Annotated in this window: 31 protein-coding genes; 20 read left to right on the top strand and 11 right to left on the bottom strand. The window is 45.6% G+C overall.

All coding sequences use genetic code 11. From position 1 onward, the window contains the following. A partial coding sequence (locus QUB10_RS03395; protein WP_333199550.1) for a calcium-binding protein occupies positions 1-1741 on the top strand: 1741 nt, incomplete at its 5' end. Positions 1742-2251: 510 nt separating this feature from the next. On the opposite strand, the gene QUB10_RS03390 is transcribed toward QUB10_RS03395, so the two are convergent. Further along, entirely contained in the window at positions 2252-3868 is a 1617-nt protein-coding gene (locus QUB10_RS03390) for a Ppx/GppA phosphatase family protein (protein ID WP_333199548.1), read from the bottom strand. Between the two features lie 210 nt (positions 3869-4078). Here QUB10_RS03390 and QUB10_RS03385 point away from each other — a divergent pair, with 210 nt between their 5' ends. Together QUB10_RS03385 and QUB10_RS03380 are read left to right on the top strand one after the other, a co-directional pair. Continuing rightward, positions 4079-4963 carry a 4-hydroxybenzoate solanesyltransferase gene (locus QUB10_RS03385; protein ID WP_333199546.1) on the top strand — a complete coding sequence of 295 codons (885 nt, stop codon included), beginning with the start codon at positions 4079-4081 and terminating at the stop codon, positions 4961-4963. Between the two features lie 309 nt (positions 4964-5272). Further along, positions 5273-5437 carry a hypothetical protein gene (locus QUB10_RS03380; RefSeq protein ID WP_333199545.1) on the top strand — a complete coding sequence of 55 codons (165 nt, stop codon included), beginning with the start codon at positions 5273-5275 and terminating at the stop codon, positions 5435-5437. 17 nt (positions 5438-5454) lie between these two features. Here QUB10_RS03380 and QUB10_RS03375 read toward each other — a convergent pair whose 3' ends face one another. After that, on the bottom strand, positions 5455-6390 hold the full coding sequence (locus tag QUB10_RS03375; protein WP_333199543.1) for a tetratricopeptide repeat protein: 936 nt from the start codon (positions 6388-6390) through the stop codon (positions 5455-5457). 16 nt (positions 6391-6406) lie between these two features. Here QUB10_RS03375 and QUB10_RS03370 point away from each other — a divergent pair, with 16 nt between their 5' ends. From QUB10_RS03370 to QUB10_RS03350, 5 genes are all read left to right on the top strand, one after another. After that, the gene (locus QUB10_RS03370) at positions 6407-6688 is read left to right on the top strand and encodes a hypothetical protein (RefSeq protein WP_333199541.1); all 282 of its coding nucleotides are present in this window, start codon (positions 6407-6409) and stop codon (positions 6686-6688) included. A 318-nt stretch (positions 6689-7006) separates the two neighbouring features. After that, positions 7007-7375 (top strand): GIY-YIG nuclease family protein, encoded by a 369-nt coding sequence (locus QUB10_RS03365; RefSeq protein ID WP_333150048.1) that lies wholly within the window; start codon positions 7007-7009, stop codon positions 7373-7375. Beyond that, positions 7372-7617, top strand: a complete 246-nt coding sequence (locus tag QUB10_RS03360) for a hypothetical protein (protein WP_333199539.1) — start codon at positions 7372-7374, stop codon at positions 7615-7617. The genes QUB10_RS03365 and QUB10_RS03360 overlap by 4 nt, the downstream gene beginning before the upstream one ends. A gap of 87 nt (positions 7618-7704) precedes the next feature. Then, a complete protein-coding gene (locus QUB10_RS03355; RefSeq protein ID WP_333055249.1) occupies positions 7705-8025 on the top strand; it encodes a hypothetical protein in 321 nt (106 codons plus the stop codon). Positions 8026-8045: 20 nt separating this feature from the next. Further along, positions 8046-8471 (top strand): hypothetical protein, encoded by a 426-nt coding sequence (locus tag QUB10_RS03350; RefSeq protein WP_333146726.1) that lies wholly within the window; start codon positions 8046-8048, stop codon positions 8469-8471. Here QUB10_RS03350 and QUB10_RS03345 read toward each other — a convergent pair. Both QUB10_RS03345 and QUB10_RS03340 read right to left on the bottom strand, forming a co-directional pair. Continuing rightward, positions 8466-8642: a type II toxin-antitoxin system RelE/ParE family toxin gene (locus QUB10_RS03345; protein WP_333199537.1), complete on the bottom strand. Its 177-nt coding sequence runs from the start codon at positions 8640-8642 to the stop codon at positions 8466-8468. The genes QUB10_RS03350 and QUB10_RS03345 overlap by 6 nt on opposite strands. Next, complete coding sequence (locus tag QUB10_RS03340; RefSeq protein ID WP_333106311.1) at positions 8639-8902, bottom strand: type II toxin-antitoxin system ParD family antitoxin; 264 nt, start codon at positions 8900-8902, stop codon at positions 8639-8641. Before QUB10_RS03340 ends, QUB10_RS03345 begins: the two co-directional genes overlap by 4 nt. Before the next feature lie 348 nt (positions 8903-9250). Between QUB10_RS03340 and QUB10_RS03335 the strand changes: the two genes are divergently transcribed. Together QUB10_RS03335 and QUB10_RS03330 are read left to right on the top strand one after the other, a co-directional pair. Beyond that, on the top strand, positions 9251-9502 hold the full coding sequence (locus tag QUB10_RS03335; RefSeq protein WP_332957339.1) for a DUF433 domain-containing protein: 252 nt from the start codon (positions 9251-9253) through the stop codon (positions 9500-9502). Next, on the top strand, positions 9486-9845 hold the full coding sequence (locus QUB10_RS03330; protein WP_333150042.1) for a DUF5615 family PIN-like protein: 360 nt from the start codon (positions 9486-9488) through the stop codon (positions 9843-9845). Before QUB10_RS03335 ends, QUB10_RS03330 begins: the two co-directional genes overlap by 17 nt. A gap of 125 nt (positions 9846-9970) precedes the next feature. Here QUB10_RS03330 and QUB10_RS03325 read toward each other — a convergent pair whose 3' ends face one another. Together QUB10_RS03325 and QUB10_RS03320 are read right to left on the bottom strand one after the other, a co-directional pair. After that, positions 9971-10333: a type II toxin-antitoxin system PemK/MazF family toxin gene (locus QUB10_RS03325; RefSeq protein WP_333150040.1), complete on the bottom strand. Its 363-nt coding sequence runs from the start codon at positions 10331-10333 to the stop codon at positions 9971-9973. Then, on the bottom strand, positions 10318-10554 hold the full coding sequence (locus tag QUB10_RS03320) for a hypothetical protein (protein WP_190744008.1): 237 nt from the start codon (positions 10552-10554) through the stop codon (positions 10318-10320). Before QUB10_RS03320 ends, QUB10_RS03325 begins: the two co-directional genes overlap by 16 nt. Before the next feature lie 141 nt (positions 10555-10695). Between QUB10_RS03320 and QUB10_RS03315 the strand changes: the two genes are divergently transcribed. The 3 genes from QUB10_RS03315 to QUB10_RS03305 all read left to right on the top strand — a co-directional run bounded on the left by QUB10_RS03315 (position 10696) and on the right by QUB10_RS03305 (position 13499). After that, positions 10696-11193, top strand: a complete 498-nt coding sequence (locus QUB10_RS03315; RefSeq protein ID WP_333199535.1) for a TIGR00725 family protein — start codon at positions 10696-10698, stop codon at positions 11191-11193. 8 nt (positions 11194-11201) lie between these two features. Next, positions 11202-11723, top strand: a complete 522-nt coding sequence (locus QUB10_RS03310; protein ID WP_333150034.1) for a hypothetical protein — start codon at positions 11202-11204, stop codon at positions 11721-11723. 456 nt (positions 11724-12179) lie between these two features. After that, a complete protein-coding gene (locus QUB10_RS03305) occupies positions 12180-13499 on the top strand; it encodes a TPM domain-containing protein (protein ID WP_333199532.1) in 1320 nt (439 codons plus the stop codon). A 108-nt stretch (positions 13500-13607) separates the two neighbouring features. Here the strand turns inward: QUB10_RS03305 and wecB are convergent, their stop codons facing one another. Then, positions 13608-14720 carry a non-hydrolyzing UDP-N-acetylglucosamine 2-epimerase gene (wecB, locus tag QUB10_RS03300; protein WP_333199530.1) on the bottom strand — a complete coding sequence of 371 codons (1113 nt, stop codon included), beginning with the start codon at positions 14718-14720 and terminating at the stop codon, positions 13608-13610. Between the two features lie 259 nt (positions 14721-14979). Here wecB and QUB10_RS03295 point away from each other — a divergent pair, with 259 nt between their 5' ends. Next, positions 14980-15549, top strand: coding sequence for an rRNA large subunit pseudouridine synthase E (locus tag QUB10_RS03295; protein ID WP_333199528.1), 570 nt, complete (start codon positions 14980-14982; stop codon positions 15547-15549). Between the two features lie 162 nt (positions 15550-15711). On the opposite strand, the gene QUB10_RS03290 is transcribed toward QUB10_RS03295, so the two are convergent. Continuing rightward, the gene (locus QUB10_RS03290) at positions 15712-16545 is read right to left on the bottom strand and encodes a hypothetical protein (protein WP_333199526.1); all 834 of its coding nucleotides are present in this window, start codon (positions 16543-16545) and stop codon (positions 15712-15714) included. 196 nt (positions 16546-16741) lie between these two features. Between QUB10_RS03290 and ctpB the strand changes: the two genes are divergently transcribed. From ctpB to QUB10_RS03265, 5 genes are all read left to right on the top strand, one after another. Continuing rightward, positions 16742-18061 carry a carboxyl-terminal processing protease CtpB gene (gene ctpB, locus QUB10_RS03285; RefSeq protein WP_333199524.1) on the top strand — a complete coding sequence of 440 codons (1320 nt, stop codon included), beginning with the start codon at positions 16742-16744 and terminating at the stop codon, positions 18059-18061. Between the two features lie 464 nt (positions 18062-18525). Then, complete coding sequence (locus tag QUB10_RS03280; RefSeq protein ID WP_333199522.1) at positions 18526-18819, top strand: hypothetical protein; 294 nt, start codon at positions 18526-18528, stop codon at positions 18817-18819. A 121-nt stretch (positions 18820-18940) separates the two neighbouring features. Then, entirely contained in the window at positions 18941-19453 is a 513-nt protein-coding gene (locus tag QUB10_RS03275) for a cupin domain-containing protein (protein ID WP_333199520.1), read from the top strand. A gap of 7 nt (positions 19454-19460) precedes the next feature. Continuing rightward, positions 19461-20406, top strand: a protein-coding gene (locus QUB10_RS03270; protein ID WP_333199518.1) for an IS630 family transposase whose coding sequence is annotated in 2 segments (ribosomal slippage) — positions 19461-19853 and positions 19855-20406 — 945 coding nt in all. Because the reading frame shifts where the segments join, the coding sequence is not laid out codon by codon here. Positions 20407-20536: 130 nt separating this feature from the next. Beyond that, the gene (locus tag QUB10_RS03265; protein WP_333199642.1) at positions 20537-20866 is read left to right on the top strand and encodes a cupin domain-containing protein; all 330 of its coding nucleotides are present in this window, start codon (positions 20537-20539) and stop codon (positions 20864-20866) included. Between the two features lie 60 nt (positions 20867-20926). Here the strand turns inward: QUB10_RS03265 and QUB10_RS03260 are convergent, their stop codons facing one another. Together QUB10_RS03260 and QUB10_RS03255 are read right to left on the bottom strand one after the other, a co-directional pair. After that, positions 20927-21364, bottom strand: coding sequence for a VOC family protein (locus tag QUB10_RS03260; protein ID WP_333199517.1), 438 nt, complete (start codon positions 21362-21364; stop codon positions 20927-20929). Positions 21365-21581: 217 nt separating this feature from the next. Next, positions 21582-22091 carry a TIGR02652 family protein gene (locus tag QUB10_RS03255; RefSeq protein WP_333106288.1) on the bottom strand — a complete coding sequence of 170 codons (510 nt, stop codon included), beginning with the start codon at positions 22089-22091 and terminating at the stop codon, positions 21582-21584. 499 nt (positions 22092-22590) lie between these two features. On the opposite strand from QUB10_RS03255, the gene QUB10_RS03250 reads away from it, so the two are divergent. Then, entirely contained in the window at positions 22591-23148 is a 558-nt protein-coding gene (locus QUB10_RS03250) for a gamma carbonic anhydrase family protein (RefSeq protein ID WP_333199515.1), read from the top strand. Between the two features lie 181 nt (positions 23149-23329). On the opposite strand, the gene QUB10_RS03245 is transcribed toward QUB10_RS03250, so the two are convergent. Then, entirely contained in the window at positions 23330-23617 is a 288-nt protein-coding gene (locus QUB10_RS03245; RefSeq protein WP_333199513.1) for a thioredoxin family protein, read from the bottom strand. Between the last annotated feature and the right edge of the window lie 47 nt (positions 23618-23664).

Below are 23664 nucleotides of genomic sequence, written 5' to 3'. Positions count from 1 at the left end.
TCCAACTCCGACGCCTGCGGAAACTCCAATTCCGACACCGACGCCAATTCCGACGCCGACGCCTGCGGAAACTCCAACGCCTGCGGAAACTCCGACGCCAATTCCGACTCCGACGCCTGCGGAAATTCCAACTCCGACGCCAATTCCAATTCCGACTCCGACGCCTGCGGAAACTCCGACGCCAATTCCGACTCCGACACCCATTCCGACGCCAATTCCGACTGCGACGCCAATTCCGACACCAATTCCGACGCCTGCGGAAATTCCAACTCCGACGCCAATTCCGACGCCAATTCCGACGCCAATTCCAACTCCGACGCCAATTCCTGCGGAAACTCCCATTCCGACTCCGACGCCTGCGGAAACTCCAATTCCGACGCCAATTCCGACGCCAATTCCGACTGCGACACCAATTCCGACACCGACGCCAATTTCTGCGGAAACTCCGACGCCTGGGGAAACTCCAACTCCGACTCCGACTCCAATTCTGATATCTGCGGAAAGTCCAATTCCGACGGCTAAACCTGGGGAAACGCCGATCGCCAATCAGAATTCGATCGCCCAAACCACATCTCCAACAACAGAAACCCCCACACCGGCGCTAATTCCTGCTGCTTCGGAAGACTGTATGTGCGATCGAATCACTTTACCCGATCGCACTTCCATTCCCGGCCCGAATATCCCTGAAAATACCCTCAACGCTACTGACGGTAAAGATACTCTAACCGGCAGCGATATTAATGACATCATCAACGGTTTCAACGGCAGCGACTTGCTAAATGGCTTATTCGGCAACGACAATATTTACGGTGGTCTTGCTAGCCCAGTTACTGTTGGCGCGGATGCAGACAGCGACACCATATTTGGCAACGAAAATAACGACTATCTCGTCGGCCACGCTGGGAATGACATTATTTATGCGGGTAAAGATCATGATGTGGCGATCGCAGGCAAAGATAATGACGTAGTTTGGGGCGACAAAGGCAGCGATACCTTGCTTGCCGATGAAGGTAATGACAGTTTATTTGGCGGCACTTCTGATGCGTCTGACGGTGGCTTGACCGGAAAAGATTTGCTTTTTGGCAATAACGGCAACGACGTTTTGTACGGACAAGAAAGCGAAGATACTCTCAGCGGCGGCAAGGAAAATGATACCTTACATGGTGGCAAAGATAACGATATAATTTGCGGCGATTCGGGCAATGATTTGCTGTTTGGAGAGTTGGGAAATGACACCATCTGCGGCGGCGAGGGCGAGGATACGATTTTCGGAGATAGTGACAATATCGCGATGGATGCTACCAGTCAAAAAGATTATTTGTGCGGCGGTAGTGGCAATGATTTAATTTATGGCAATGAAGATGCCGATCAATTGTGCGGCGGTGACGGTAGCGATACTCTGTACGGGGGTGAGGGTGATGATACTTTGATTGGGGGAATTGGCGAGGACTGGTTGAGGGGAGACTTCGGAAACGATACGCTGCAAGGGGGAAGCGGGCGCGATTACTTTTTCTTGACTGCGGGAGAAGGCCGCGATGTCATCGCTGATTTTACGCAAGGTGAAGATTTATTAATTTTGACGGGAGGGTTAACGGTCGATCGACTCAGCATAGTTGAAGAAAACACTACAACTTTTATCAAAATTGCCAACACGGATCAAATCTTAGCTAGCCTAAAAGGTGTGCCAGCTAATCTCATCACTCAACAGGATTTTACAGTAATTGGACTACCTGATTTGTAGATAATATGGAATCCGGTTGTATCAGAATAATCGCTAATATCATGTCCGATCGATTAATCATAATATCCCGGTCGGCGCGGGTTTTTGAGATGTCAATTATTGGTAGGTATTGTTGGTGAGGGGAGTCCCTACAAAAATCGCGATCGCTCGACTGGACATGATATTATATCATGTCCGGTCAATTAACCATGATTTCTGTAGGGGCGGGTTCGCCAAGATATTGAATAGAAACCGGAAAATCTGTAAACCCGCCCCGGCCTTTAATCGCGATCGCTCGACCGGACATGATATGAGACATTACTTCAATCTTTCGTATAGCGTCAGCAAATAGTCATATTGCATTGATTTCTCCTCTCTAAAATTAATCCACGCTGCCTTCTGAAGGCAGGCTAGGGCGATCGGGAGGACTGTAGAGTCAAACACAATATTGGTAGTAGACTTGGGATTAAGTTAAAACTGTAGGGGACGCGCGCACCCTACAGTTTCTCGTTTTCAGGCTCGGCTTTGTATTTAAACCGGAACCAGAGTCGGTTCCAAAGTTGCCACTAATTTGAGATTGTACTCATATTCAAAACACGGCTTTTTATAATCCAAACTCCAGAGTTCCAGAGCGCAATTGTCTTCGGGATTGAGCGGCTGCAACCGTAAGTGAAACTCTCGAACTTCCGGGCGGTATTCGCATTTAAAATCAGAAATTGCGCCAATCTGCCGCCTGTCTAAAGCCACAGCTAACCGCAGAAAAGGATGCAACTTACTGACAACCTCCCGGTATTTTTTCGGAAGAACAATAAAGTTTTCGTGCTTCTTTTTAGGAGGATTTTTCCGGTGATAGCGAGCCAAATTGGCAATTACTTCAATCTCAGTTTCAGTGTAGCCCAATAACTCACCATTGCGAATTAAATAGTAAGAATGCTTGTGGTGCGCTGAATGACTGACGTACAAACCGCAGTTGTGCAGAATCGCGGCAGCCCACAGCAACTCGCGTTCTTCGCTTCCCCAATAGTGTAGAATTCCTTGAGTTTGGTCGAAGAAATTGAGCGCAAATGCTGCGGTTCTTTCGCTTTGTTCTAAATTGACTTGATATTTGTCAGCCATGTGGAGAATACTGCGCTGGCGGATGGAACCTTGATAGCGCAAGCGGTTTTCAATCAAACCGTGGCTAAGCATCCAGTCAACAATTACGCCTTCTCTCAGAGAGCGATCGCAAACAGTCAGCGATTCAATTCCTAATAGTATCATAGCTTCCTGCAAAATCATAGATCCTGCCAGAATAATTTCCGCCCGCTTGTCCGACATTCCCGGAATTGCCAACCTTTCGGCATAAGAAAGTTTGCGAAAACGATTGACTAAATCGCGCAAATCTTTTAAACTTAACTGATATCCAGCCAGCGGACTCGGCACTGTTCCCAACTTTTCGCGAGCGTTAATTGCAGCCAGAGTTTCGATGGTTCCAGCAGTGCCAATCAAGCGCAAAGGTTCGCCCTCATGGAATTGAGCTCGCAATTCGTCGATCGGTCTTTCCAGCGAAATACGAATATAAGCTTGCAAATAAGCAAACTCCTCCCTAGTAATCGGGTCTGTTTTGACAAATTGTCCTGTTAAGCGAACAGCACCAATTTTTGTACTGGTGAGACAGCGAGGCTCAGAACTGTCTCCTAAAATCAACTCCGTAGAACCGCCCCCGATATCAATAATTACCTGGGACTGATTGTTAAACTCCATACCCGAAAGAACACCGAGATAAATTCTCCGCGCTTCTTCTTGACCAGAAATTAAACTCACATTCAGGTCTAATTCTTCAGCAACTTGTTTGAGAAAATCCCGCCCGTTAGGGGCTTCCCGAACCGCACTGGTAGCCACAGCGATAATTTGTTCAGCATTGAAAGTTTTAGCAATATCTTGAAAACGGCGCAGAGTGGCGATCGCCCTTTCCATAACCTCGGACTTCAAGCATCCTGTCTTAACCTCACAATCGCCCAACCGAACCGTATCTTTTTCTCTAGCAATAATCGTAAACGCGGGCAATTTCGGATCGATCCGCGCCACCACCATGTGAAATGAGTTAGTACCCATATCAATAGCAGCAATAATGCGATTTGACTCCGCAGACGGAAGTGAATTAACCATTGGAGTATCGGGGTTGACAGATATTTATGATTATTTCACGAATCCAGTTAGGCATTCTATTAAATTAGCAAAAATCAGGAATTGCTGACTGGTCAAGACTTTTACCTGTTTTAAATTTCGGCAGAAGTGCGATCGCCAGCAGAGATAGTAAGTGATTGTGCCTAAAATTTGATAAAATTTAGAGTTAAAAATATCAAATCTAGAATTGAAATGCTTACACAGCCCGATCGCCAACCCGAATCCACATTGCTAACCGTCGTGAGGCTTTTGAGATGGGACAAACCAGCAGGAAGGCTCATTTTAATGATTCCAGCCCTCTGGGCCGTCTTTTTAGCAGCAGACGGGAGGCCGCCGACAGCATTGGTGGGCGTGATTGTGTTGGGTACCTTAGCCACGAGTGCGGCGGGATGCGTCATCAACGACTTGTGGGATCGCGATATTGATCCCGAAGTAGAAAGAACGCGATCGCGCCCCCTAGCATCCCGCGCCCTCACCGTGCAAACTGGAATAGGAGTTGCTTTAATTTCCTTTGCTTGCGCGGCGATTCTCGCTTTTTATCTCAATCCGTTAAGTTTCTGGCTGTGCGTCGCCGCCGTACCAGTAATTATCTGCTATCCGCTAGCAAAAAGATTCTTTCCCGTGCCGCAATTAGTGTTATCAATTGCCTGGGGTTTTGCCGTTTTAATTAGTTGGAGCGCCGCCGTTGACGAATTAGAATTAGCGACTTGGTTGCTGTGGGGTGCAGTCGTGTTGTGGACGATGGGATTTGATACAGTTTATGCGATGAGCGATCGGGAAGATGACTTGCGTTTGGGGGTGAATTCCAGCGCGATATTTTTCGGGGATAATGCCGCTAATGCTGTGGGGTTTTTCTTTGTTGGTACTGTCGGTTTGTTAGCGGCAATGGGAATTAATCTGCACTTGCACATTGGTTTTTGGATGGCAATTAGTGCGGCGGCAATTTTGTGGTTTTTGCAGTACAGTCAACTCCGAAATGCGGATGTTCTCAATCCGGTTTACGGTCAAATCTTTCGCCAAAATGTTTGGGTGGGATTTGTGATATTGGCGGGGATGATTGTTGGGGAGATTTTTTAGACTCCGCCTAGGTGAGTGGAGGATGATTTCTTCGCACCCGAAAATTTTGTCCTCTACTAATTTGAAAGCCATGATAAATCTCGTTTTTACCTGAATCTAGATCCCCCTAAATCCCCCTTAAGAAGGGGAGTAGGGGTTGACTTTGAGAAATTTCTTGTCCCCCCCTTCTTAAGGGGGGTTAGGGGGGATCGAAATCTAAGAGTCAAACAGAAGTCTCTGACTACATTTGACGTTAAGTTGACACCTATGGGCTCTTGGAGTGTCCCTACGGGCTGTGGCAAATGATAGCAATCTCACTGCTACTAATTGGTGGGAATTAATGGTAAATCGAAATATCCTTTGGGGGGAATTGATGTGTTTAAGTTGGCGGATGGGAGTGTGCCTTCTCAGGGTATTTTTCGGAAGATGGAAGGTTTGAGTTGGGCGATTCCTATTGATACTTTTCAGGAGTTGGTGAGTCATCTGAAGGCATGATTATTCTCAGTTTGTCGCTACGGTTCGGATAGTTTTTTCACGTTTTCAACAGATTGTTGATACCAAAAGCCTGTATCCCCTTGTTGCTTATACAAATCAGCGGCTTTTTGGTAATCTTGGATTGCACTCTGTTTGTCGTCAAGAGCAGATTTGAAAGTACCCCGATTGTAGTAGGCATTAGCATTGTTAGAATCAAGCTGAATAGCCCGATCGTAATCTGCGATCGCCTCTTGGTTTCTCCCTAGGGCACACTTGGCATTACCCCGATTGCTGTAGGCAGGAGCAAAGTTAGAATCAAGCTTAATAGCCCGATCGTAATCTGCGATCGCCTCTTGTTTTCTCCCTAGGGCAGATTTGGCATTACCCCGATTGCTGTAGGCAGGACCCAAGTTAGGATTAAGCTGAATAGCCCGATCGTAATCTGCGATCGCCTCTTGTTTTTCCCCTAGGTCAGACTGGGCATTACCCCGACCGTAGTAGGCCTTAGCATAGTTAGAATCAAGCTGAATAGCCCGATCATAATCTGCGATCGCCTCTTGTTTTTTCCCTAAGTCAGATTTGGCATTACCCCGATTGCTGTAGGCAGGACCCAAGTTAGGATTAAGCTGAATAGCCCGATCGTAATCTGCGATCGCCTCTTGGTTTTTCCCTAGGACAGATTTGGCATAACCCCGACCGAAGTAGGCAAAAGCTAAGTTAGAATCAAGCTGAATAGCCCGATCGTAATCTGCGATCGCCTCTTGGTTTCTCCCTAGGGCAGATTTGACATTCCCCCGATTGCTGTAGGCAATATCATAGTTAGGATTAAGCTTAATAGCCCGATCGTAATCTGTGATCGCCTCTTGGTTTCTCCCTAGGGCATATTTGGCATTACCCCGATTGTAGTAGGCCTTAGCATTGTAGGGATTAAGTTGAATAGCCCGATCGTAATCTGCGAGCGATTTTGTAGTCATTGCCTTATTCCAGTTATTGAATTTTAATGAAGCTGCTTCCCCGACGGTTCACAGAAGTACGCCGAATCCGATCCGAGTGTTTAATAATTATCAAAAATATTATCACAACAAAATAATTATTGGCAAAACTATTGGCGGACATTACTACATAATCAGCTCATTGGGTAAAGGTGGATTTGGCGAAACCTACTTAGCACATGACGAACATCTACCCGACAAGCCCCCGCGCGTGGTTAAGAGATTCAAGCCCCAGTCCAATGATCCCTTCTTGCTGCAAGAAGCCAAACGCCTGTTTTAAAGCGAACCTTAACACCTGTACAAGTTAGGTAGCCACGATCTCATTCCGCAGCTATTCGCCCACTTCGATGAAAATCAAGAATTCTATCTCGTCCACAAGAGATTTTGCAGCGCTATCTGGAATTATAGCGATCGTCCTTTCTAATAATTCAGAAAGGATCTCGCTCATAATTCATCAAAAGTGCGAGATCCCTTCTTACATCCGCGTTAATCTGCGTCCATCTGCGGTCAAAAAAGACCGATCGCCCTTTCTAATAATTCAGAAGGGCGATCGCTTCTACTTGTAGGATGGAATAACCGCTTGCATCTCCCAATTTTCATGACCAACCCCATCCAGCAAGAAGCCCGCCAAATTCTCGACACTCTCGCCTTTACCCCCTTCGATCGGTGCCATCCCCTCAGCCGCGACTTCGACACCATTCCTGCTAAAGTTGGTTTGTACGCCTTTCGACATCGCACTGAAGGATTGCTCTACATCGGCAAAGCCAAGAACCTCCGCGATCGACTGCGAGGTGGTCACAAAGCCTTCCTCTGGGGCTGGCTCGATCGCTACGATCCAGATGATGTAAGGATTGCCTTTGTTACCCTCAACCAATGGCAAAAACCAGGGTTATTATATGAATTAGAAACCCTCATCCTTCAAGCTACAAATCCTCCCTACAACGTTAAAATCCCCAGAGAACAATGACTCAAACACTTAAGATCCAACACTTGCCACCAGAAGCTATTCATTCGCTGATGACTTATTTACCTGACTATGTGAAAGTCGCTTTGATGGCAAAAGCTACGCAGCTAGAATGTTCTCTGGAAGCTGCGATCGAAATGGCGATCGCTAGTTTTCTAGACTCAGAAGCTTTCAGCTTTGAAGATTGCCTATTATCGCAACGTCTTAAGGAATCAGAATTGGTAGAATTTCCCCAAAAGAAATAGGGTGCGATCGCCCGTTTTATAATCAATCATGGCGATCGCTCCTACCAGTGCTCATGCACCCCATCCAAAACCCAACTTCCCTGAACTATGTCATCAGGTAACATCCTAGCTGTCACAGATGTTCTCAATTTCCTTGTCAGTGGAATCGATAAAACTACCCTCGAAACAGAACTTACTGCTTCGGGTTGGATATTCACTCCAGCTAGAGGTGGTTCAAAAAGCGGTGCAGGTACAATTTGGACAAGCCCAGACACTCAATACAGTGTCAGAATTATGACTCAACCTGATGGTTCATCCTATGCTCGTGTTTACAATGGCCCAGGAGGAGGTGCACCCGCAGAACAACCCCTAAACGCATCAGGAAAACCTGGAAGTCGTGGAGACACCCACTTTATTCTGCTCCCTTAATCCCATTTATTCGTCAGATTATGAACTTTCAACAAATTTGGCAACAATACGATTTTACCGAATCAGAATTGCTATCGATGGGGTGGCAATTTCCCTATGATTATGTCCTCAATCTCAACTACTATTGGCAGATTAATTCAACTAATTCTACTTCTGAAGTTGCTACAAATGACCAATTTTTAAACATTATCCTCAAAACCTGCATTCGACTTGATGTACAACTCAACCCAAATCCCGATCAGTTAAATCAAAAGCCTGCGAACCTCGGCACAATCGTCGGCTGGGGACAAGTTACTCCTTCTCCTTGGTTAGAAAATCTATCCCTTTCTCCTAATGAGTGGCTGCATCTGTTATTTGAAATTGGTGGAAATAACAAAATTGAAGCTGTTTGTCGATCGCTAGTTGTCGAACAATTGGTCAAACAACCCTTAGCACTCAGTTCATAAAAGGAGATAAATACAGTGTTTTCCAATTTTTGGCGTTTGGGCTAATTGTTTAAACGTTTCTTCTGCCGCGACAAGAAAGCGATCGGAAGCATCCATATTATCTTCCGCCATGTAAGTGGCTAATTCAATCAAATCACCGATAACTTGCGGACGTTTTTGGAGCGAGGTCATTTTTCTCCCTGCAACCCCTGATTCTGGGAAATACGAGATCGCACAGCTTGACGAATCTCCATCCAATCTTCCTCCGTCATCGCGGTAGGATTTCCCGATTCCAAACCCTCTAATAACATCGCTTCCAAACGTTCTGAAGCTTTGCGTTTTTGGTCTTGGCGAATTAACTCACGAAAATACTCGCTAGCTGTACTATAACCACCTTGAGCTACCTGTGCTTCTATATAAGTTCGCATTGAGTCAGGTAGAGAAATATTCATGCTTGTCACGGGTATTACTTACCTCATTTAACTCGTTATCTTATTATGGCAAATTTTGCCATTTTTTGTCAAGCCTCACACAACCTGTAATTTTGTAATAAGAAATTGGGAAGATAGATCGCCCTCGATCGACCAGACTCAAAAAGGATCTCGCCCATCATTCATCAATCATGGCGAGATCCCTTCCTGCATCCGCGTTAATCTGCGTCCATCTGCGGTTAAAAAAGAGCGAGATCCCTTTCTCTGTCACATTCAGAAAGGATCTCGCTTCTGCTAAATTTATGATATAATTACCCATCATTTACAGCTAGACTTGCCCACTTCTTTTGATATAAAGGAGTAAAGCCCGTGAAAATAGAAGAATTACTGCAAAGAAAAGGGATTATTCACCGCGATCCAGAAATTATGAGCGGTGTCCCCGTATTTGTCGGCAGCCGCGTCCCCTTAAAGACTTTTTTCGACTACCTCGAAGGTGAAAGCGGTTTCGCAGAATTTATTAATGATTTTCCTTACCTAGAAAGTCAGGCAATTAAAGTGCTAGAAAATCTCACTAAAATGATGCTCTCGCTAGAAAATCCTTCAAATGCTTATACTGCTTGATGAAAATCTCTTGAGTCAAAAACTCAAGCAACCTTTCTTAGACGAGGGTCATTCAATCAGCAATGTGTATGACATGGGGTGGAGAGGGCTAAAAGACCGGGAAATTCTGGAGAGATCGGAGAATCATCCTTTTGATGTTTTTATCACTGCTGATAAAAATCTTCCCTATCAACAAAATCTCGCAAGTCGTGTTATTACAATTGTGGTGTTAGATTCTAGCAGTACGAGGCCAGACCATCTAGTACCTTTGATGAGACAAGTTAGCACTATGATATCGTCGCTGCCAGCAGGTTCGGCAGTTCGCATTAATGATGCTGGGGATGTTGTTTCCATTAGTCCTTGAGCGAGATCCCTTCTTACATCCGCGTTAATCTGCGTTAATCTGCGGTTAAAAAAGAGCGAGATCCCTTTCTCAGCCAGATTCAGAAAGGATCTCGCCCATAATTCCTTCTTTAAAAAGTTGAAAAATTACAAAGCAAACACAATTCTGAGAGCTCGATCGATTTTTAGTAAAACCTCTGGCTCAACTTCACCTCGGATATCCACCAATCGAGAAAAATAATCTATAGGGCGCGTTTGCAAACAATCTGCAAGAGATTTTTTTGTTAATCCATTTGCTTCTGAAGGTTCAATCTCCACATTACTTCTAATCTTGGCTTTCTTTTCACTCCAAGCAGTAATTGGAACCACCTGAATTATGGGAACTCTCTCATTATAAGTATTGTTAGTCACAATAATGCAAGGTCTAATTTTTCCAGTTTCAGAACCCCTAGTAGGGTCAAGATTGACTTCAATAATTAGCCCCCGTTTCAGTTTTATTCCTTCGGCCATTCTTCTAAACCTAATTCCGCCAATTCCTGTAACTCTGTCTCTTCTGCATAGACTTCCGCATAGAGCATCGCCGATTCTTTCAACTGCTCAGTTTCTAACGCTAATTCCAACCGTTGAATCGCTATTCTAACCAATTCACTAGGGTCTTTAAATCCATAGTTTTGACAGAGTTCTAAAAATTTTATCTGAGATTCATCTAGTTTAAATGTTTGCTCTTTCATAGTAAAAATACTAGGAAGGTTCGGGAAGTTAGTTGTGTCAAAAGCTGTTTTTATGAAGCCACTATTTATATGATAACATACATTCGTAGATAGTGCAAAAAAACTCGCAAGTATTAATAACACCATATTCACCCCAAAACTATGAAAAAAATCATTATTGGCATCATGGGCCCTGGCGAAAGTGCCACATCAACAGACTTAGAAAACGCCTATCAACTCGGACAACTCATCGCCGAAGCAGGATGGATATTGCTAACTGGCGGTAGAAATGTCGGGGTCATGGATGCCGCCAACAAAGGAGCAAAATCAGCTAACGGTTTAACAGTGGGCATCCTTCCAGGAAATGACACTCGCGGCATTTCTGAAGCTGTAGATATTGCCATTGTCACTGATATGGGAAACGCCAGAAATAACATTAACGTTCTTTCTTCAGATGTAATAATTGCCTGCGGTATGGGCACGGGCACTGCTTCGGAAATTACCCTCGCCCTCAAAGCTAACAAACAAGTTATATTGTTAAATCACAGCGCCGAAAGTCAACTTTTTTTAAAAGGTTTAGCACAATTTAACATCTTTGTGGTAAACAATGCTGTAGAGGCTATGAATCAAGCTCGCGAAATCCTAGTAAATTCAAGATGAAATCCAAGATGAGAGTAAGCAAATTCAACTTTTGTGCGATCGGCATTTTTCTGACTTTGGGGATTTTCGTCACTACCAAAGCAGACGGAAGAATTGCACAGTTCAGTTTCAGCAACAAATCCACTCCCAAATTAGCACAAACCCTCCCTCCTCCTCCCCCTTCCGCACAGCCTGTTACCGAACAAGAAGCGCCACCTATTCGCAGCGAATCAGTGCCGGAACAAATAGCTTTAGCAACCCATTTGCAGACCATCAAAGCTAGAATGTACGGTGCTTACTGGTGTCCTCACTGTCACACGCAACAAGAACTTTTCGGCAAAGAAGCATTTACCGCGATTACTTACATTGAGTGCGATCCTAGAGGCAAAGATGCTCAACCGGATTTGTGCAAAGCTGCCAATATTAAAGCTTATCCCACTTGGGAAATTCGGGGTAAATATTACACGGGCCGACAATCTTTGGAAAAACTGGCTATTTTATCCGGTTATAAAGGCAGCAGCAATTTTCTGCCACCAGTTCCCTCTCCTTAAAAATATCTAAATTAGTTAGCACTCGCACTCGCCCACTCAGAAACCGGGTTTGTGAACCGAGATTGACGGTTTTCAGCAATTATTTTGGTTAAAAACCCGGTTTCTCGCCACCCGTGCGTCCATGACTATAAATGTAAAGTGCTGATGGCGCACCTAAAATTATGATTTTTATGAATTCAACTTCTGAATAATATGAATTGACATGACAGTGAGCTGGCTATTTAATTGTAGTTATACCAATTTGATGTGAAGTTGCACATATCTCGATCCCCCTCGCATACCCCCTACTCCCCCTGATTGTTGGGGAGTAGGGGTTGACTTTGATCGGAATCTTGTCCCCCCCTTATTAAGGGGGGTTAGGGGGGATCGGATTCTACGGGGTCTCATAAAAAATTGGTATTAGGCGGAGATAGATATGTGCATTTCAGACTAGCAGTTATTCAGGAGACTGAAGCGATGCAGTTACAATTTAGCAATAAACAAATAATCTGGATCAGTTTGCTATGCTTTTCGGCAATTGCATTTCCCCTAACGAGCCAAGCTATAACAGTACAAGAAGTACCGAATCCCCGTCAAGTAAATAACACTTGGGTAACGGACAAGGCAAACATTCTCAGCGACAGCACCGAAACTCAGCTAAATCAAATGATTTCGGATTTAGAGGCAAAAAACGGCTCAGAAATCGCTGTTGTGACAGTGCCTGATACTAAGCCATCGGCAACACCAAAAGCATTTGCTACAGAATTATTTAACTTTTGGGGGATTGGCAAAAAAGGTAAAAATAACGGAGTTTTATTGTTGATTTCGTCGGGGGAACGCCGCGTTCAAATTGAAACAGGTTCTGGCATTCAAAGCATTTTACCCGATGCGAAGGTAGTGGGAATTATTAAAACAGAAATTACGCCCAGATTTAAACAGCAGGACTTTGACGGGGGCACATTAGCGGGGACAAAGGCGTTAGTAAATATTTTACAAACTCCGATGGTAAATGCTCAATCTCAAACCACGCTGCCTTTAGCTCCAATCGTACCATCTCAAGCGCTGAAACCGTCACCAATACCAAGTCAATCCCCAGTTATTAGCAATAGTAAGTCCACAGGTGAAGATTCATCGTATCTAATCTATGGCTTACTTGGGTTGTTATTCATAGCATTCATAGCGTTTATACCTTGCTTCATTATCTTCAGGATATTTCGCAGCTTATTTTCTCGGATATCTCGTTACCGCCACCGCCGTTATCCGCGCAATTACAGTAGTAACAATCGCAATTACGGCAGTCACACTCCCAATTACAGCAGTAACCATCGCAATTACAGCATTAACAGCCACAACTATTACGGTGGGGGTGGCGACTACAGCAGTAACAGCATTGATTACTGTAGCAGTAGCGACTACAGCAGTAACAGTAGCAACGATGATTGCGGTGGCTACTACACCAGTAATAGCAGCGACTACAGTATTAGCAACAGCGACTGCGGGGGTAGCTTTGGCGGTGGCGACTCCAGCGGTGGCGGTGCCGGTGGCGATTACAGCATTAGCAGTAGCGACTGCGGGGGTAGCTTTGGCGGTGGCGACTCCAGCGGTGGCGGTGCCGGTGGCGACTACAGCAGCAGCAGTAGCGATTATTGCGGTGGCGGCGACTACAGCAGTAACAGCAGCAGTAGCAGTAACAGCAGCAGTAGCAGTAGCAGTAGCGACTACAGCAGTAGCAGTAACAGCAGCAGTAGCAGTAGTAGCAGCGATTCTAGTAGTGGGGGTGGCGGTGGGGATTGGTAATTCGGGAATGGAGGCAGAAACCGACTTTTTTTAACAGGAATTAGTCCCCCTCTGCGGGGGCTTTATTTGTTTAATTGCGGTTTCAACCGCCGAATAATCGAGAGGTAGTTAACTAAAATACTCTTCAACAATTTTCAAAATCCGCGAGGCGGCTAAACCGTCCCCAAAGGGATTAATTGCCATTGCCATTGCGTTGTAAGCATCTGAATTGCTGAGCAATTCTGCCGCTGCTGTGGAAATTGTATCAGAATTCGTACCGACAAGTTTAGCGGTGCCGGCGGAAATTGCTTCGGGTCTTTCTGTGGTTTCTCGCAATACTAAAACAGGCTTCCCCAAACTAGGTGCTTCCTCTTGCAAGCCACCGGAATCTGTGAGGATTAAATGACATCTCTGAATCGCTCCTACTAATTCTGCGTAATCTAAAGGTTCAGTTAAAAATACTCTTGGATGGTCGCCCAAAAGAGCTTGCAAAGGTTCTCTGACTGTGGGATTTCGATGTAGAGGTAAGAGCAAGGCTGTATCGGGAAATTTATCTAAGATTTGGAGAAAAGCCTTAGCAATTCCTGCTAATGGTTCTCCCCAATTTTCGCGGCGGTGAACTGTTGCTAAGATAGTGCGATATTTGCTCCAATCTAAATTGGGAATGTTGCATTCTGGTTCGCGTTTGGCTACGGCAAGCAAAGCATCGATTACTGTGTTGCCTGTACGGTGAATTTCTCCCAAAACGCCCGATCGCACTAAATTCTCTTGAGCCAGCGCTGTCGGGGCAAAATGCAGCCTTGTGAGCTGAGAAATCAACCGCCTGTTAGCCTCTTCGGGGTAAGGATTGAATACGTCGTCTGTTCGCAATCCGGCTTCTACGTGACCTACGGGTATTTTCTGGTAAAATGCAGCCAAAGTAGCGGCAAACGCAGTTGTTGTATCGCCCTGAACTAAGACGATTTCGGGCTGCAATTCTTTAAACAAGGCTTCCAAACCCTGCAAACTCCGGGATGTAATATCCGTCAAGGTTTGCTGGTGCTGCATAATTGCTAAATCCCGATCGGCTTTTAGATCGAACATTCGCATTACTTGCTCGACCATTTCTCGGTGCTGACCGGTTAAAATTACTTGGGTGTCAAAGGTTGGCGAACTTTTGAACTGTTGAATTACTGGGGCTAGTTTAATCGCTTCCGGGCGAGTTCCTAAGACGATGCAAACGCGGTGTGTGGCTTCGGGCATGGTAAAATTGGGTAGTTGAGATTTGCGAGGCTCTTAAAGGCTGAAGATTTTAGAGCTGGTTTGAATCGTTGGTTAACAAGATTTATTTTTTTATGAACCGCAGAGGGCGCAGAGGGCGCAGAGGAGGGAGAGAAGAGAGAGAAAGTGGTTTGACGTTGGGTGGGGGCGGGTTTTTGAGATTGTGAGTTTTAGCCAATTATTGTCGGTGAAACCCGCCCCTACAGGATTATTGATATTAGTACATTTTTGTTAATTGCTTATGCCCTATCGGTACATTTTATTTTACAAACCCTATGATGTTTTAACTCAATTCACTGACAACTCAGGGGAAGCTAAACGCAGCACTCTCAAAGATTATATTCCTATTCCTAACATTTATGCAGTGGGAAGGCTCGATCGCGATAGTGAAGGTTTGTTGCTGCTAACCGATGATGGACAAATGCAGCACCGCCTCAGTGACCCGAAATTCGCTCATCCCCGTACTTACTGGGTGCAAGTGGAACGAATTCCTGATGCAAGTGCGATCGCCGCTTTGCAGACAGGTGTCACCATTCAAGATTATCGGACTCGATCGGCAAAAGTGCAATTATTGTTAGAAGAACCCGCTTTGCCGCCCCGCGAACCGCCGATTAGATTTCGCAAAAACGTGCCGACAGCATGGCTGGAAATGACTCTCACAGAAGGCCGCAACCGCCAAGTCCGCAGGATGACCGCAGCAGTAGGGTTTCCGACGCTGCGGCTGGTCAGATGTGCGATCGGGCATTTGCGTCTCGAAGGCCTCAAACCCGGTGAATGGCGCGAACTAACTCAAGCCGATTTTAGATTTTAGATTTTGGATTTTGGATTGGAGAATTACAGTCAACCGTCTTGACATTTAGGACATTCTTGATAGCTGAAACTATTACTGCGGCTGCATTTCCCTTCTTCCTTCTTCCTGATATCCGTTACATCCGTTACACAATCCGTTGCCGAACTTCCTTCTTCCTTCTGCTTACTTTCGAGGCGGCAAAATAAAACTCTCCTTTCCATCCTGATCTTTTTGCACCTGAGCTCCCAACTTGACAAGAGCTTGTCTCGCCCTTTGACGCACCAACTTATCAGTTGTTTGAGCATAAACCGTGCTCCAAGCATTAAACCGCACCGGCACGCTATCGGGATCTCGGCGCAAATACTCAGCAGTGGCTCGAAACATCGGCGCCAATTTCGACCATTCCGGGCTTCCTTCCACCCAATCCGCAGCCATTTCGTGAGAGCGAATTGAGTCGGGAATATCCCCCAACAGCAGCAACTCATCAATACCTTTCGTTCGCCACACTATCCATGATTGGGAATGAAGTTGCGGCGAAAGGGCAAGGGCCCTAGTACCACGCTCTATAAAGTTAACAGCAGTTTCAGGCTTTCCTTGATAAAAAGAAATAGCTGTGGAGAGAAACAGGTAGATGTCAGCCCACCGCGGGTCGCGCTGCGTAACGATGTCAAAATAATCTTGGCTCAGATTGTAGCCCGTCACATCTCGCGCTTCGTCGTCGCCAAAATACTGCAAAAATTTGAGAAATGTCCAATCTGCAATTAAATTATCAAACCCAAAACTAGGGATTGTTTTGAGCATTTTTAGCCGCAGGGCTTCTTGCTGCGCTTCTTGCTTGAAACTGGCAGCAGACATTGCAGAGAGCGGCTTTTGGCCCTGAACGCCAACTGGGGACATTCCGCCTAACTGCCCGCTAGACTGCATGGCGACGACCCCCGCCAGCGCTGCTAGACCGATAGCTCCATTAACGAGCAGGCTCAACCACTTACGCGAAAATTGTTCGATTTTAGCTTCCACGGCACTTTATAAATCCAAGTTTTAAATTAAGTTTATTGAAAGAGAGTAATAATTGGTTGGCGATCGACTAAAAATCTCGTTAAACTGTCCAAAGGGATGGTGGAGCCTCCACACAATAGTTTAAGTAGTAGTTTGAGATTTTTTAGCAATATAAAATCTCAAATCAAAAATCTAAAATCGAATTGAGCCAAATTCAATGAATCAAGCCCGCAGACGCTTTTCTAAATTACAGGCAGCCCTGTTCAGTGGGGCGATGGCAACAACCGCTTCGATATCTTTGCTCGTTCCCGGCCTGAGTCAATCAGTCCGCGCTGAGCTTCAAGATAGCCCCAAAGCTGTCTTAGACGAAGCTTGGCAAATTGTCAACCGAGAGTATGTTGATGGCAGCTTTAACAAGACTGACTGGCAATTGACCCGCCAAGAATTGCTGAGCAAAAATTATACCTCTCGCGAAGCTGCCTACACCGCTCTCCGCAAAGCCCTAGAGAAATTAAACGACCAGTACACGCGCTTCATGGACCCGAAGCAGTACGAAGCGCTGACGAATCAAACCTCTGGGGAACTGACAGGGGTGGGGATGAGGCTGGAAGAAGACGAGAAAACGAAAGCGATTAGGGTAGTCGAGCCGATGGAAAATTCCCCGGCCCTGAAGGCAGGGATTCTAGCGGGCGATACGATTTTGGTGATTGACGGCAAAACTACCAAAGGCATGACTGTCTCGGATGCGGCTCAGGTAATTCGGGGCGACGAAGGTACGAAAGTCACGCTGCGGATTGCTCGTGAGGGCAAAAGCGAATTTGACATCACTCTGACTAGGGCGAGAATTGAGGTAGCAGCGGTTCGCTACAGCCTCAAGAATGAAGGCGGTAAGAATGTGGGTTACATCCGTTTGCAAGAGTTTAGCTCCCACGCGGGCGAACAAATGGAGGCGGCGATTAAAAAGCTCTCGGCTCAGAAAGCTGACGCTTTTGTGTTGGATTTGCGGGGGAATCCCGGCGGTTTGCTGCGAGTGAGCATTGATATCGCTCGGATGTGGATGGATACAGGGGCGATCGTCCGCACAGTCGATCGCGCGGGCGATTCTCAGGAAATGAAGGCAAATCGAACTGCGCTCACTGACAAGCCTTTGGTGGTGCTCGTGGACGACAACTCGGCCAGCGCCAGCGAGATTTTGGCCGGTGCTCTGAAGGATAATAAGCGCGCAACTGTGATGGGCGGCCAAACTTTTGGCAAAGCTTTGGTGCAGTCGGTGCATTCTTTGGCTGACGGTTCGGGATTGGCGGTGACGATCGCTCACTACTATACTCCCAACGGTACGGATATCAGCCAGAAGGGGGTTACTCCCGATGTTAAAGTCGAAGTCACCGACGAACAAAAGCTGAAATTAGCTAACAAACCGATGTTGGTTGCGACTAAGGATGATCCTTGCTACGCGCAGGCGATCGCACTTTTAAAAACTACCGCTTCGTCGGCGCGTCCCGTTGCTGCTAATGAGGTTCTTGTTCCTAAGAAGTAGTTAAAACCGTAAGTTATTAACAATAATCATGAAGATGAAACCCGCCGATGCGGGTTTTGTTTTTGTGGTTTAATTTATAGCAGTTTTCAATCGGATGTAATACCAATTTAAAAAACTCTTGCTAGAATCCTCAATAGACTTATTGCATAAATATTTGATTGATAGGGAAACCGCAGATGCAACGCCGAGCCATTTCAAGATAGGAAAGCGAATGCTTGCAATTCAAGTCTAATCTTATACAAATTCTTAAAAGTCGCAGTTCCCCGCGCCGGACACGGCAATGTCAAAGCGTGTCAACAATCGCCTAAAACCCTTGATAAATCTCGTTTTTCCCCGAGTATCGAGTCCCCTGCCATCTCCCGAATCGTCTATATGACGGATAAAACACGTTCGATCGAGTTCACAAAGCTTTAACTGAGGAAGGGTTTTGGCTGTCGAGTCTCAACTTTCAGAGTTTTCCTAGGGTGATGCAGAGTACGCGGAAAGCCCTCTCTAGTCAATTCTACCAGCAACACATCGAAGGATTGCCGGGGAGTCCGACAGTCGCTGAAGCCAGATATTTCAGAACCCTAGAGCACCTCAAATTAGTTGATGCTAGTTTGCGCGACTACGTGAGTCTTTGGGCTTTGGCGCTCTTGGATGGCAAGGTGAGTTTTGCCCTAGATATCGCCTTACACGTCGGAGATTCCTATGGGACAGATCCTGTGGGCGGTATATTGCTAGATAAAACGATCAAACTGGCGAAACAGTATAAATAGGGAAGAGCGAACAGGAAATAGGGAACAGGCGATCGGCCAGTAAATAGCACAAAATTCATGTATATTGGCTATAGGAACCAGCCTCTACAAAATAAGCAATTCATCTTAAATTTTAAGAATTATGTCTTCTCAACTTGAGTGGCAACCTCAACCAATTCACAACGACGTATCCAGTCGAGCCGCCGTCTTGCAGTCATCGCTAACCTGGCATCAGACCACTTTTACGGGCATCTGGTTTGGTGCCTTTGAGTCCGACGATAACGTTCAAGATCATCCCGTCACTATGCTGACTCGCTTCGATCCGGGTGGCTTTTTCCCGCTACACGGACACCCGGGTGGAGAAGAAATTTTGGTACTCCAGGGTAACTTCGCTGATGAAACAGGTGTGTATCCTCCAGGATCTTATATGCTCAATCCCGAAGGGTTTATCCATCGTCCTTATAGCGATGAAGGTTGCCTGACATTTGTTAAATTACGGCAACATGGTGGAACCACTCGCCAGCGGGTGAAAACGAATATTTACGAGTTGCCCTGGCAGCCCGGTGCTATTCCCCCAATTGAAGTAAGTAGGTCGGCGAAAAAAAACAAAACTATGTTAAGATACATAAAGAAAGGTATAGCTTTAGTGAGGTAATTAATATATGGGCGCTCGATTAAGAGTATTTCTGACTCAAAAGCAAGACAAAACCCTATTTAATCTGAGAACGGCGAAGGTACCACAAAAAGTCAAAGATCGAGCAGAAGTAATCAGGTTAAATGCACATGGCTGGTATGTTGAGAAAATAGCTACTCACTTTAACTGGGCTTCACAAACAGTGAGAGCAGTCTTACATAAATGGGAAGAATTTGGTAGAGAAAGCCTTTGGGAAAAACCAGGTCGAGGGGTAAAAGCCAAATGGAAAGAAGAAGATATAGAGTTTTTAGAAGAATGCTTAAAAAAAGAACCACGTACATATAACAGTTTTCAATTAGCTGATAAATTAGAAAAAGAGCGCTCTATTAAATTAAGTCCCGACCGACTAAGACGGGTACTAAAAAAAAGGAATCATTTGGAAAAGAGCTAGTCCAAGTCATAAAGGAAAACAAGACCCCAAACAACGAGAAATAAAGCAATCAGACCTAGATATGCTGGAATTAGCAGCGGCAGCCGGAGAAATCGACTTAAAATATTTAGATGAATCAGGATTTTGTGCGTGGAGTAAAGCAAGTTATACATATTACAAAAAAGGTCAACAAAAACGGATACAGCAAACTAAAAGTCGAGGTCGTAGATTAAGTATTGTGGGGCTTTTTGAACCTTTAAGTAGCTTTGTATATGGTTTGGTAATTGGAGGTGTTGATCGAAAAGCTTATATTCAGATTATGGAGAAAGAAGCAGAAGAAGCGGCCCAAATGAAACGGATGAGAATTATTGTACAAGACAACGGTCCAATACACCGATGTCAGGAGGTCAAACAGTTGTGGTCAAAGTGGGAAGCTCAGGGTTTATATATTTTTTTCTTGCCTAAATATTGTTCCGAAATGAACCCAATTGAATTAGAGTGGCAACACATTAAAGAAGATGAATTAGCTGCGACATTTGTTTGAGGATGAATTAGAACTCGCCTACGCCGTAATTCATGGAGTAGAAGTTAGAGGAAAAAGAGGAGATTACCCTACACAACGTATTAAATTCAAGTCCAGTCACCCGACTTAATATTTTGTTACATACTTATGGATTTTCCCGCCGACCTACTTAAAGCCACTTTATGAGCAAGAGGGTTTTCATGAAAAAGTTTGGGTGGAACGCTGGCAACCAGGCACGGCTTTGTGGAACGTAGTTGAATCTGAGGTGAAAGAAATCTTTGTCATCGAAGGCTCTTGGAGTGATCAGTTAGGAGATTTCCCAACTGGTAGTTGGCTGCGGTATTCACCCAATTCTCCCTATAGTCCGTCGTCGGCCACCGGTTGTCTGGTTTATGTTAAGACTTATCCTCTAGATGCAACGCGATTTATTGTTGGAAAAGACTTCCGACACCCTTTTGAGACAACTGAGTCTTCTCGCTAAGGATTAGCGGTATGAATTGAAAGAATATAAATGGCTAATGACTACTAACTACTGACCTCATTAGTCATTCATCCGCCGGATAAACTCTAAGGGCAAACCATCAGTATCGGCAATAAAAGCTACTTCGTAAACATTTTGCCCGATCGCCTGTTGAGTCGGTTCTAATAAAACTTTCAAAGCTTGAAACTGGTTTGGTTGGTATGAAGCAGCTTCCTCAAACCGTTCTTTCAGAGACTGCAACCAGCTAGGCAAGTCAGTTGTCGCCTCCGTTAAATCAAAAGATAAATGATAATATCCAACATAATGCTCGTCTCCGAAAGCATCCGGTGCGGGTTTGGGTTCCGGGATTTGAATGAGTTCGATGCGTCCGTTGAGGCCTTCCATCCAACAGGCTAGAGTGTAACCAGTGGTAAAGCGATCGCTCACAGTAAATCCCAAATGTTCATAAAAGGCGATCGCCCGGTGTATGTTAGCAGTGCGAATCGAGGCGTGGTGCATTAGATTTTGGCAGTTGATAGTTGGCAGTTGATAATTGTCAGTTGATAGTTGTGAGTTGATAGTTGTTATTAATCGGCTTTATGATTTGTTAATCATTAGTTACTTTATTTACTTATTACTGATAATTCCAGACTCAGGAATAAATTTAGTCAGTTAATTTCCTAATGACAACGGACAACTGCCAACTGTCAACGGACAACTGCCAACTGTCAACGGACTATTCAAACAACCGAAAATAGGGATATCTAATCGGAACTCCCGGCTCTTTTTCCAAATCAAAATTAATCACTTCCCAGCAAGGATCCTCTTGAGGATCGGGGCTAAAATCCACAGGCAAACCGTACAACCTGGGCCGCGGCGAGTCCGACTGACCGCGCCAAGGCGTGCTGCGTTCCAAATAAGCGCTGATTAAGTCCCGATAGCGTTGGGCAACGATCACGCGAGTTGCTCGGTAGCCTTGAGTATAGAGTCGATCGAGCGCTTCGTGAATTTCAAACCGAATCCCGTCCGGGTGCGTGTGCTGGCGATACCATTCATTCTCCCAGCGGCGCCAGTGCCGCCCAGACTGAAGGTGAACCAGTTCCCCCGTTTTTGGATCTGCCTCAAATGCCCCGTGACGCGGACACAAATAGGTATCCGTGAGTGTTAAAGCCGGAATTGTTTGGCGACAGTGGGGACACTGAATTTCCGGGCCAAACATCGGGTATTGCAAGGCAACTTCAATCATTTATTTGCGTCCCAGCATATTTTCTCTGCAAAAGTGCCAAATACTTTTATTATATCCCGTATCAACAACCAGCTAATCTGCTAGAAGTATAACGATCGACCAACAAGTCACCAACCCCAGCCTAAAGGCATGGGGCAAAGAAGAGAAAGGCTCACCACCTTTTAAATCTGAGACTAAAACAGTGTCTAGCTTGCGGGTCAAGAACCCAAACTGAACTATCTGGTGGTGGTACACCGAACGACGTTACTGGATGCTTCCCTAGTCTGTAACCTCTCGAATAGTCAGTAGCGAAGGGATATATACACACGGGCTTACCGCCACTTGCTATGCGTACAGGACAAACAGTGTCAGCCGGCAATTGTCCCGACGAAAGTACAGCACAAAAGTACACGGCATTTAGTAGTTCCAAGGCGGTAGCAAGCTTAACGGGGGACTAATCCTCCCCCCCATTCAATGGTAAAGCCGTCCTAAAAGGACGGGGTTTCTACCCATTTTTCTGATGAGCAATCTCAACGAACCTCAGTCTGCACTTCCTTCCTATTGGCCCAGGCCCGATCTATCCCAAGCGGCTTTTGTCGCCCCAGGCGCTGTTGTGATCGGCAGGGTTGAGGTGGCTGCAGGCGCTAGTATCTGGTACGGGGCGGTGGTGCGGGCGGATGTAGAGCGAATTGCAATAGGCTCAAGTACCAATATCCAAGATGGAGCAATTCTGCACGGCGATCCGGGGCAACCGACTGTTTTGGAAGATTTCGTTACAGTGGGACACCGAGCCGTGATTCACTCAGCTTACATTGAACGGGGCTGCCTGATCGGGATTGGGGCGATCGTCCTGGACGGAGTGAGGGTGGGCAGAGGCTCTATCGTCGGTGCAGGGGCGGTTGTCACCAAGGACGTTCCCCCTCATACGCTAGTTGCGGGAGTGCCTGCCAAACGCCTGCGGGATGTCTCTGAGGAAGAAGCAGCAGAGTTGGTGGAACACGCTAAGCGTTACGAAAAGTTGGCTTTGGTTCACGCGGGGAAAGGTTCTGAGTTGGGATTTGGTGAGTTGATAGAATAAGATTTTCAGCAAAAAACTATTAGTTTCCCATGGCTTACACCGCGCAAAAAATCCTAACTTTTGAAACATTCCTCGATCGATATTGTGACAACTTCCGCGCTGAAAAAGCGCTGGTTTTAAGCGCTCGGTAAGGGTCTGGAAAAAATGGTAGCACTTTTTCCCGTATCAGATACTTCATCTCCTAAAACATTCGACTCAGAAAATCTCCACCATCGGACAAATGAGTCAATTCCAGAAGGAAGGATTGGATTTTTTTTGATGAAACCTGCCGCCCTTGACTCACAACCCTGCCATCAATCACTAAAGCTGGAGTACAGCGCAGTCTTAGTCGTTTCACTTCTTCAATATCTGCAATGCAGTTAACTTTTGCGGTGATGCCCAGTTTAGCGATCGCCCTTAAAACATTGTCTTCTAGAAAATGACAATTTTCGTGATGAGTGCCAATAATTTCAATGTCAAATGTATGCATTAGTAAGTTTCTCCAAACAGACATGGCGGAAGTTGATAATCGCAATT

Source organism: Microcoleus sp. B5-D4, assembly GCF_036705145.1.
In the GTDB taxonomy this organism is placed as follows: Bacteria; Cyanobacteriota; Cyanobacteriia; order Cyanobacteriales; family Microcoleaceae; genus Microcoleus.
The sequence above is the reverse complement of the archived record's forward strand: the minus strand, read 5'-3'. Positions and strand labels throughout refer to the sequence as shown.

Coding starts and splice junctions, on each gene's coding strand:
- QUB10_RS03390 (WP_333199548.1), bottom strand. CDS start 3,868: ATGGTTAATTCACTTCCGTCTGCGGAGTCAAATCGCATTATTGCTGCT.
- QUB10_RS03385 (WP_333199546.1), top strand. CDS start 4,079: ATGCTTACACAGCCCGATCGCCAACCCGAATCCACATTGCTAACCGTC.
- QUB10_RS03375 (WP_333199543.1), bottom strand. CDS start 6,390: ATGACTACAAAATCGCTCGCAGATTACGATCGGGCTATTCAACTTAAT.
- QUB10_RS03365 (WP_333150048.1), top strand. CDS start 7,007: ATGACCAACCCCATCCAGCAAGAAGCCCGCCAAATTCTCGACACTCTC.
- QUB10_RS03360 (WP_333199539.1), top strand. CDS start 7,372: ATGACTCAAACACTTAAGATCCAACACTTGCCACCAGAAGCTATTCAT.
- QUB10_RS03355 (WP_333055249.1), top strand. CDS start 7,705: ATGTCATCAGGTAACATCCTAGCTGTCACAGATGTTCTCAATTTCCTT.
- QUB10_RS03350 (WP_333146726.1), top strand. CDS start 8,046: ATGAACTTTCAACAAATTTGGCAACAATACGATTTTACCGAATCAGAA.
- QUB10_RS03345 (WP_333199537.1), bottom strand. CDS start 8,642: ATGACCTCGCTCCAAAAACGTCCGCAAGTTATCGGTGATTTGATTGAA.
- QUB10_RS03340 (WP_333106311.1), bottom strand. CDS start 8,902: ATGAATATTTCTCTACCTGACTCAATGCGAACTTATATAGAAGCACAG.
- QUB10_RS03330 (WP_333150042.1), top strand. CDS start 9,486: ATGCTTATACTGCTTGATGAAAATCTCTTGAGTCAAAAACTCAAGCAA.
- QUB10_RS03325 (WP_333150040.1), bottom strand. CDS start 10,333: ATGGCCGAAGGAATAAAACTGAAACGGGGGCTAATTATTGAAGTCAAT.
- QUB10_RS03320 (WP_190744008.1), bottom strand. CDS start 10,554: ATGAAAGAGCAAACATTTAAACTAGATGAATCTCAGATAAAATTTTTA.
- QUB10_RS03315 (WP_333199535.1), top strand. CDS start 10,696: ATGAAAAAAATCATTATTGGCATCATGGGCCCTGGCGAAAGTGCCACA.
- QUB10_RS03310 (WP_333150034.1), top strand. CDS start 11,202: ATGAGAGTAAGCAAATTCAACTTTTGTGCGATCGGCATTTTTCTGACT.
- QUB10_RS03305 (WP_333199532.1), top strand. CDS start 12,180: ATGCAGTTACAATTTAGCAATAAACAAATAATCTGGATCAGTTTGCTA.
- wecB (WP_333199530.1), bottom strand. CDS start 14,720: ATGCCCGAAGCCACACACCGCGTTTGCATCGTCTTAGGAACTCGCCCG.
- QUB10_RS03295 (WP_333199528.1), top strand. CDS start 14,980: ATGCCCTATCGGTACATTTTATTTTACAAACCCTATGATGTTTTAACT.
- ctpB (WP_333199524.1), top strand. CDS start 16,742: ATGAATCAAGCCCGCAGACGCTTTTCTAAATTACAGGCAGCCCTGTTC.
- QUB10_RS03275 (WP_333199520.1), top strand. CDS start 18,941: ATGTCTTCTCAACTTGAGTGGCAACCTCAACCAATTCACAACGACGTA.
- QUB10_RS03260 (WP_333199517.1), bottom strand. CDS start 21,364: ATGCACCACGCCTCGATTCGCACTGCTAACATACACCGGGCGATCGCC.
- QUB10_RS03255 (WP_333106288.1), bottom strand. CDS start 22,091: ATGATTGAAGTTGCCTTGCAATACCCGATGTTTGGCCCGGAAATTCAG.
- QUB10_RS03250 (WP_333199515.1), top strand. CDS start 22,591: ATGAGCAATCTCAACGAACCTCAGTCTGCACTTCCTTCCTATTGGCCC.
- QUB10_RS03245 (WP_333199513.1), bottom strand. CDS start 23,617: ATGCATACATTTGACATTGAAATTATTGGCACTCATCACGAAAATTGT.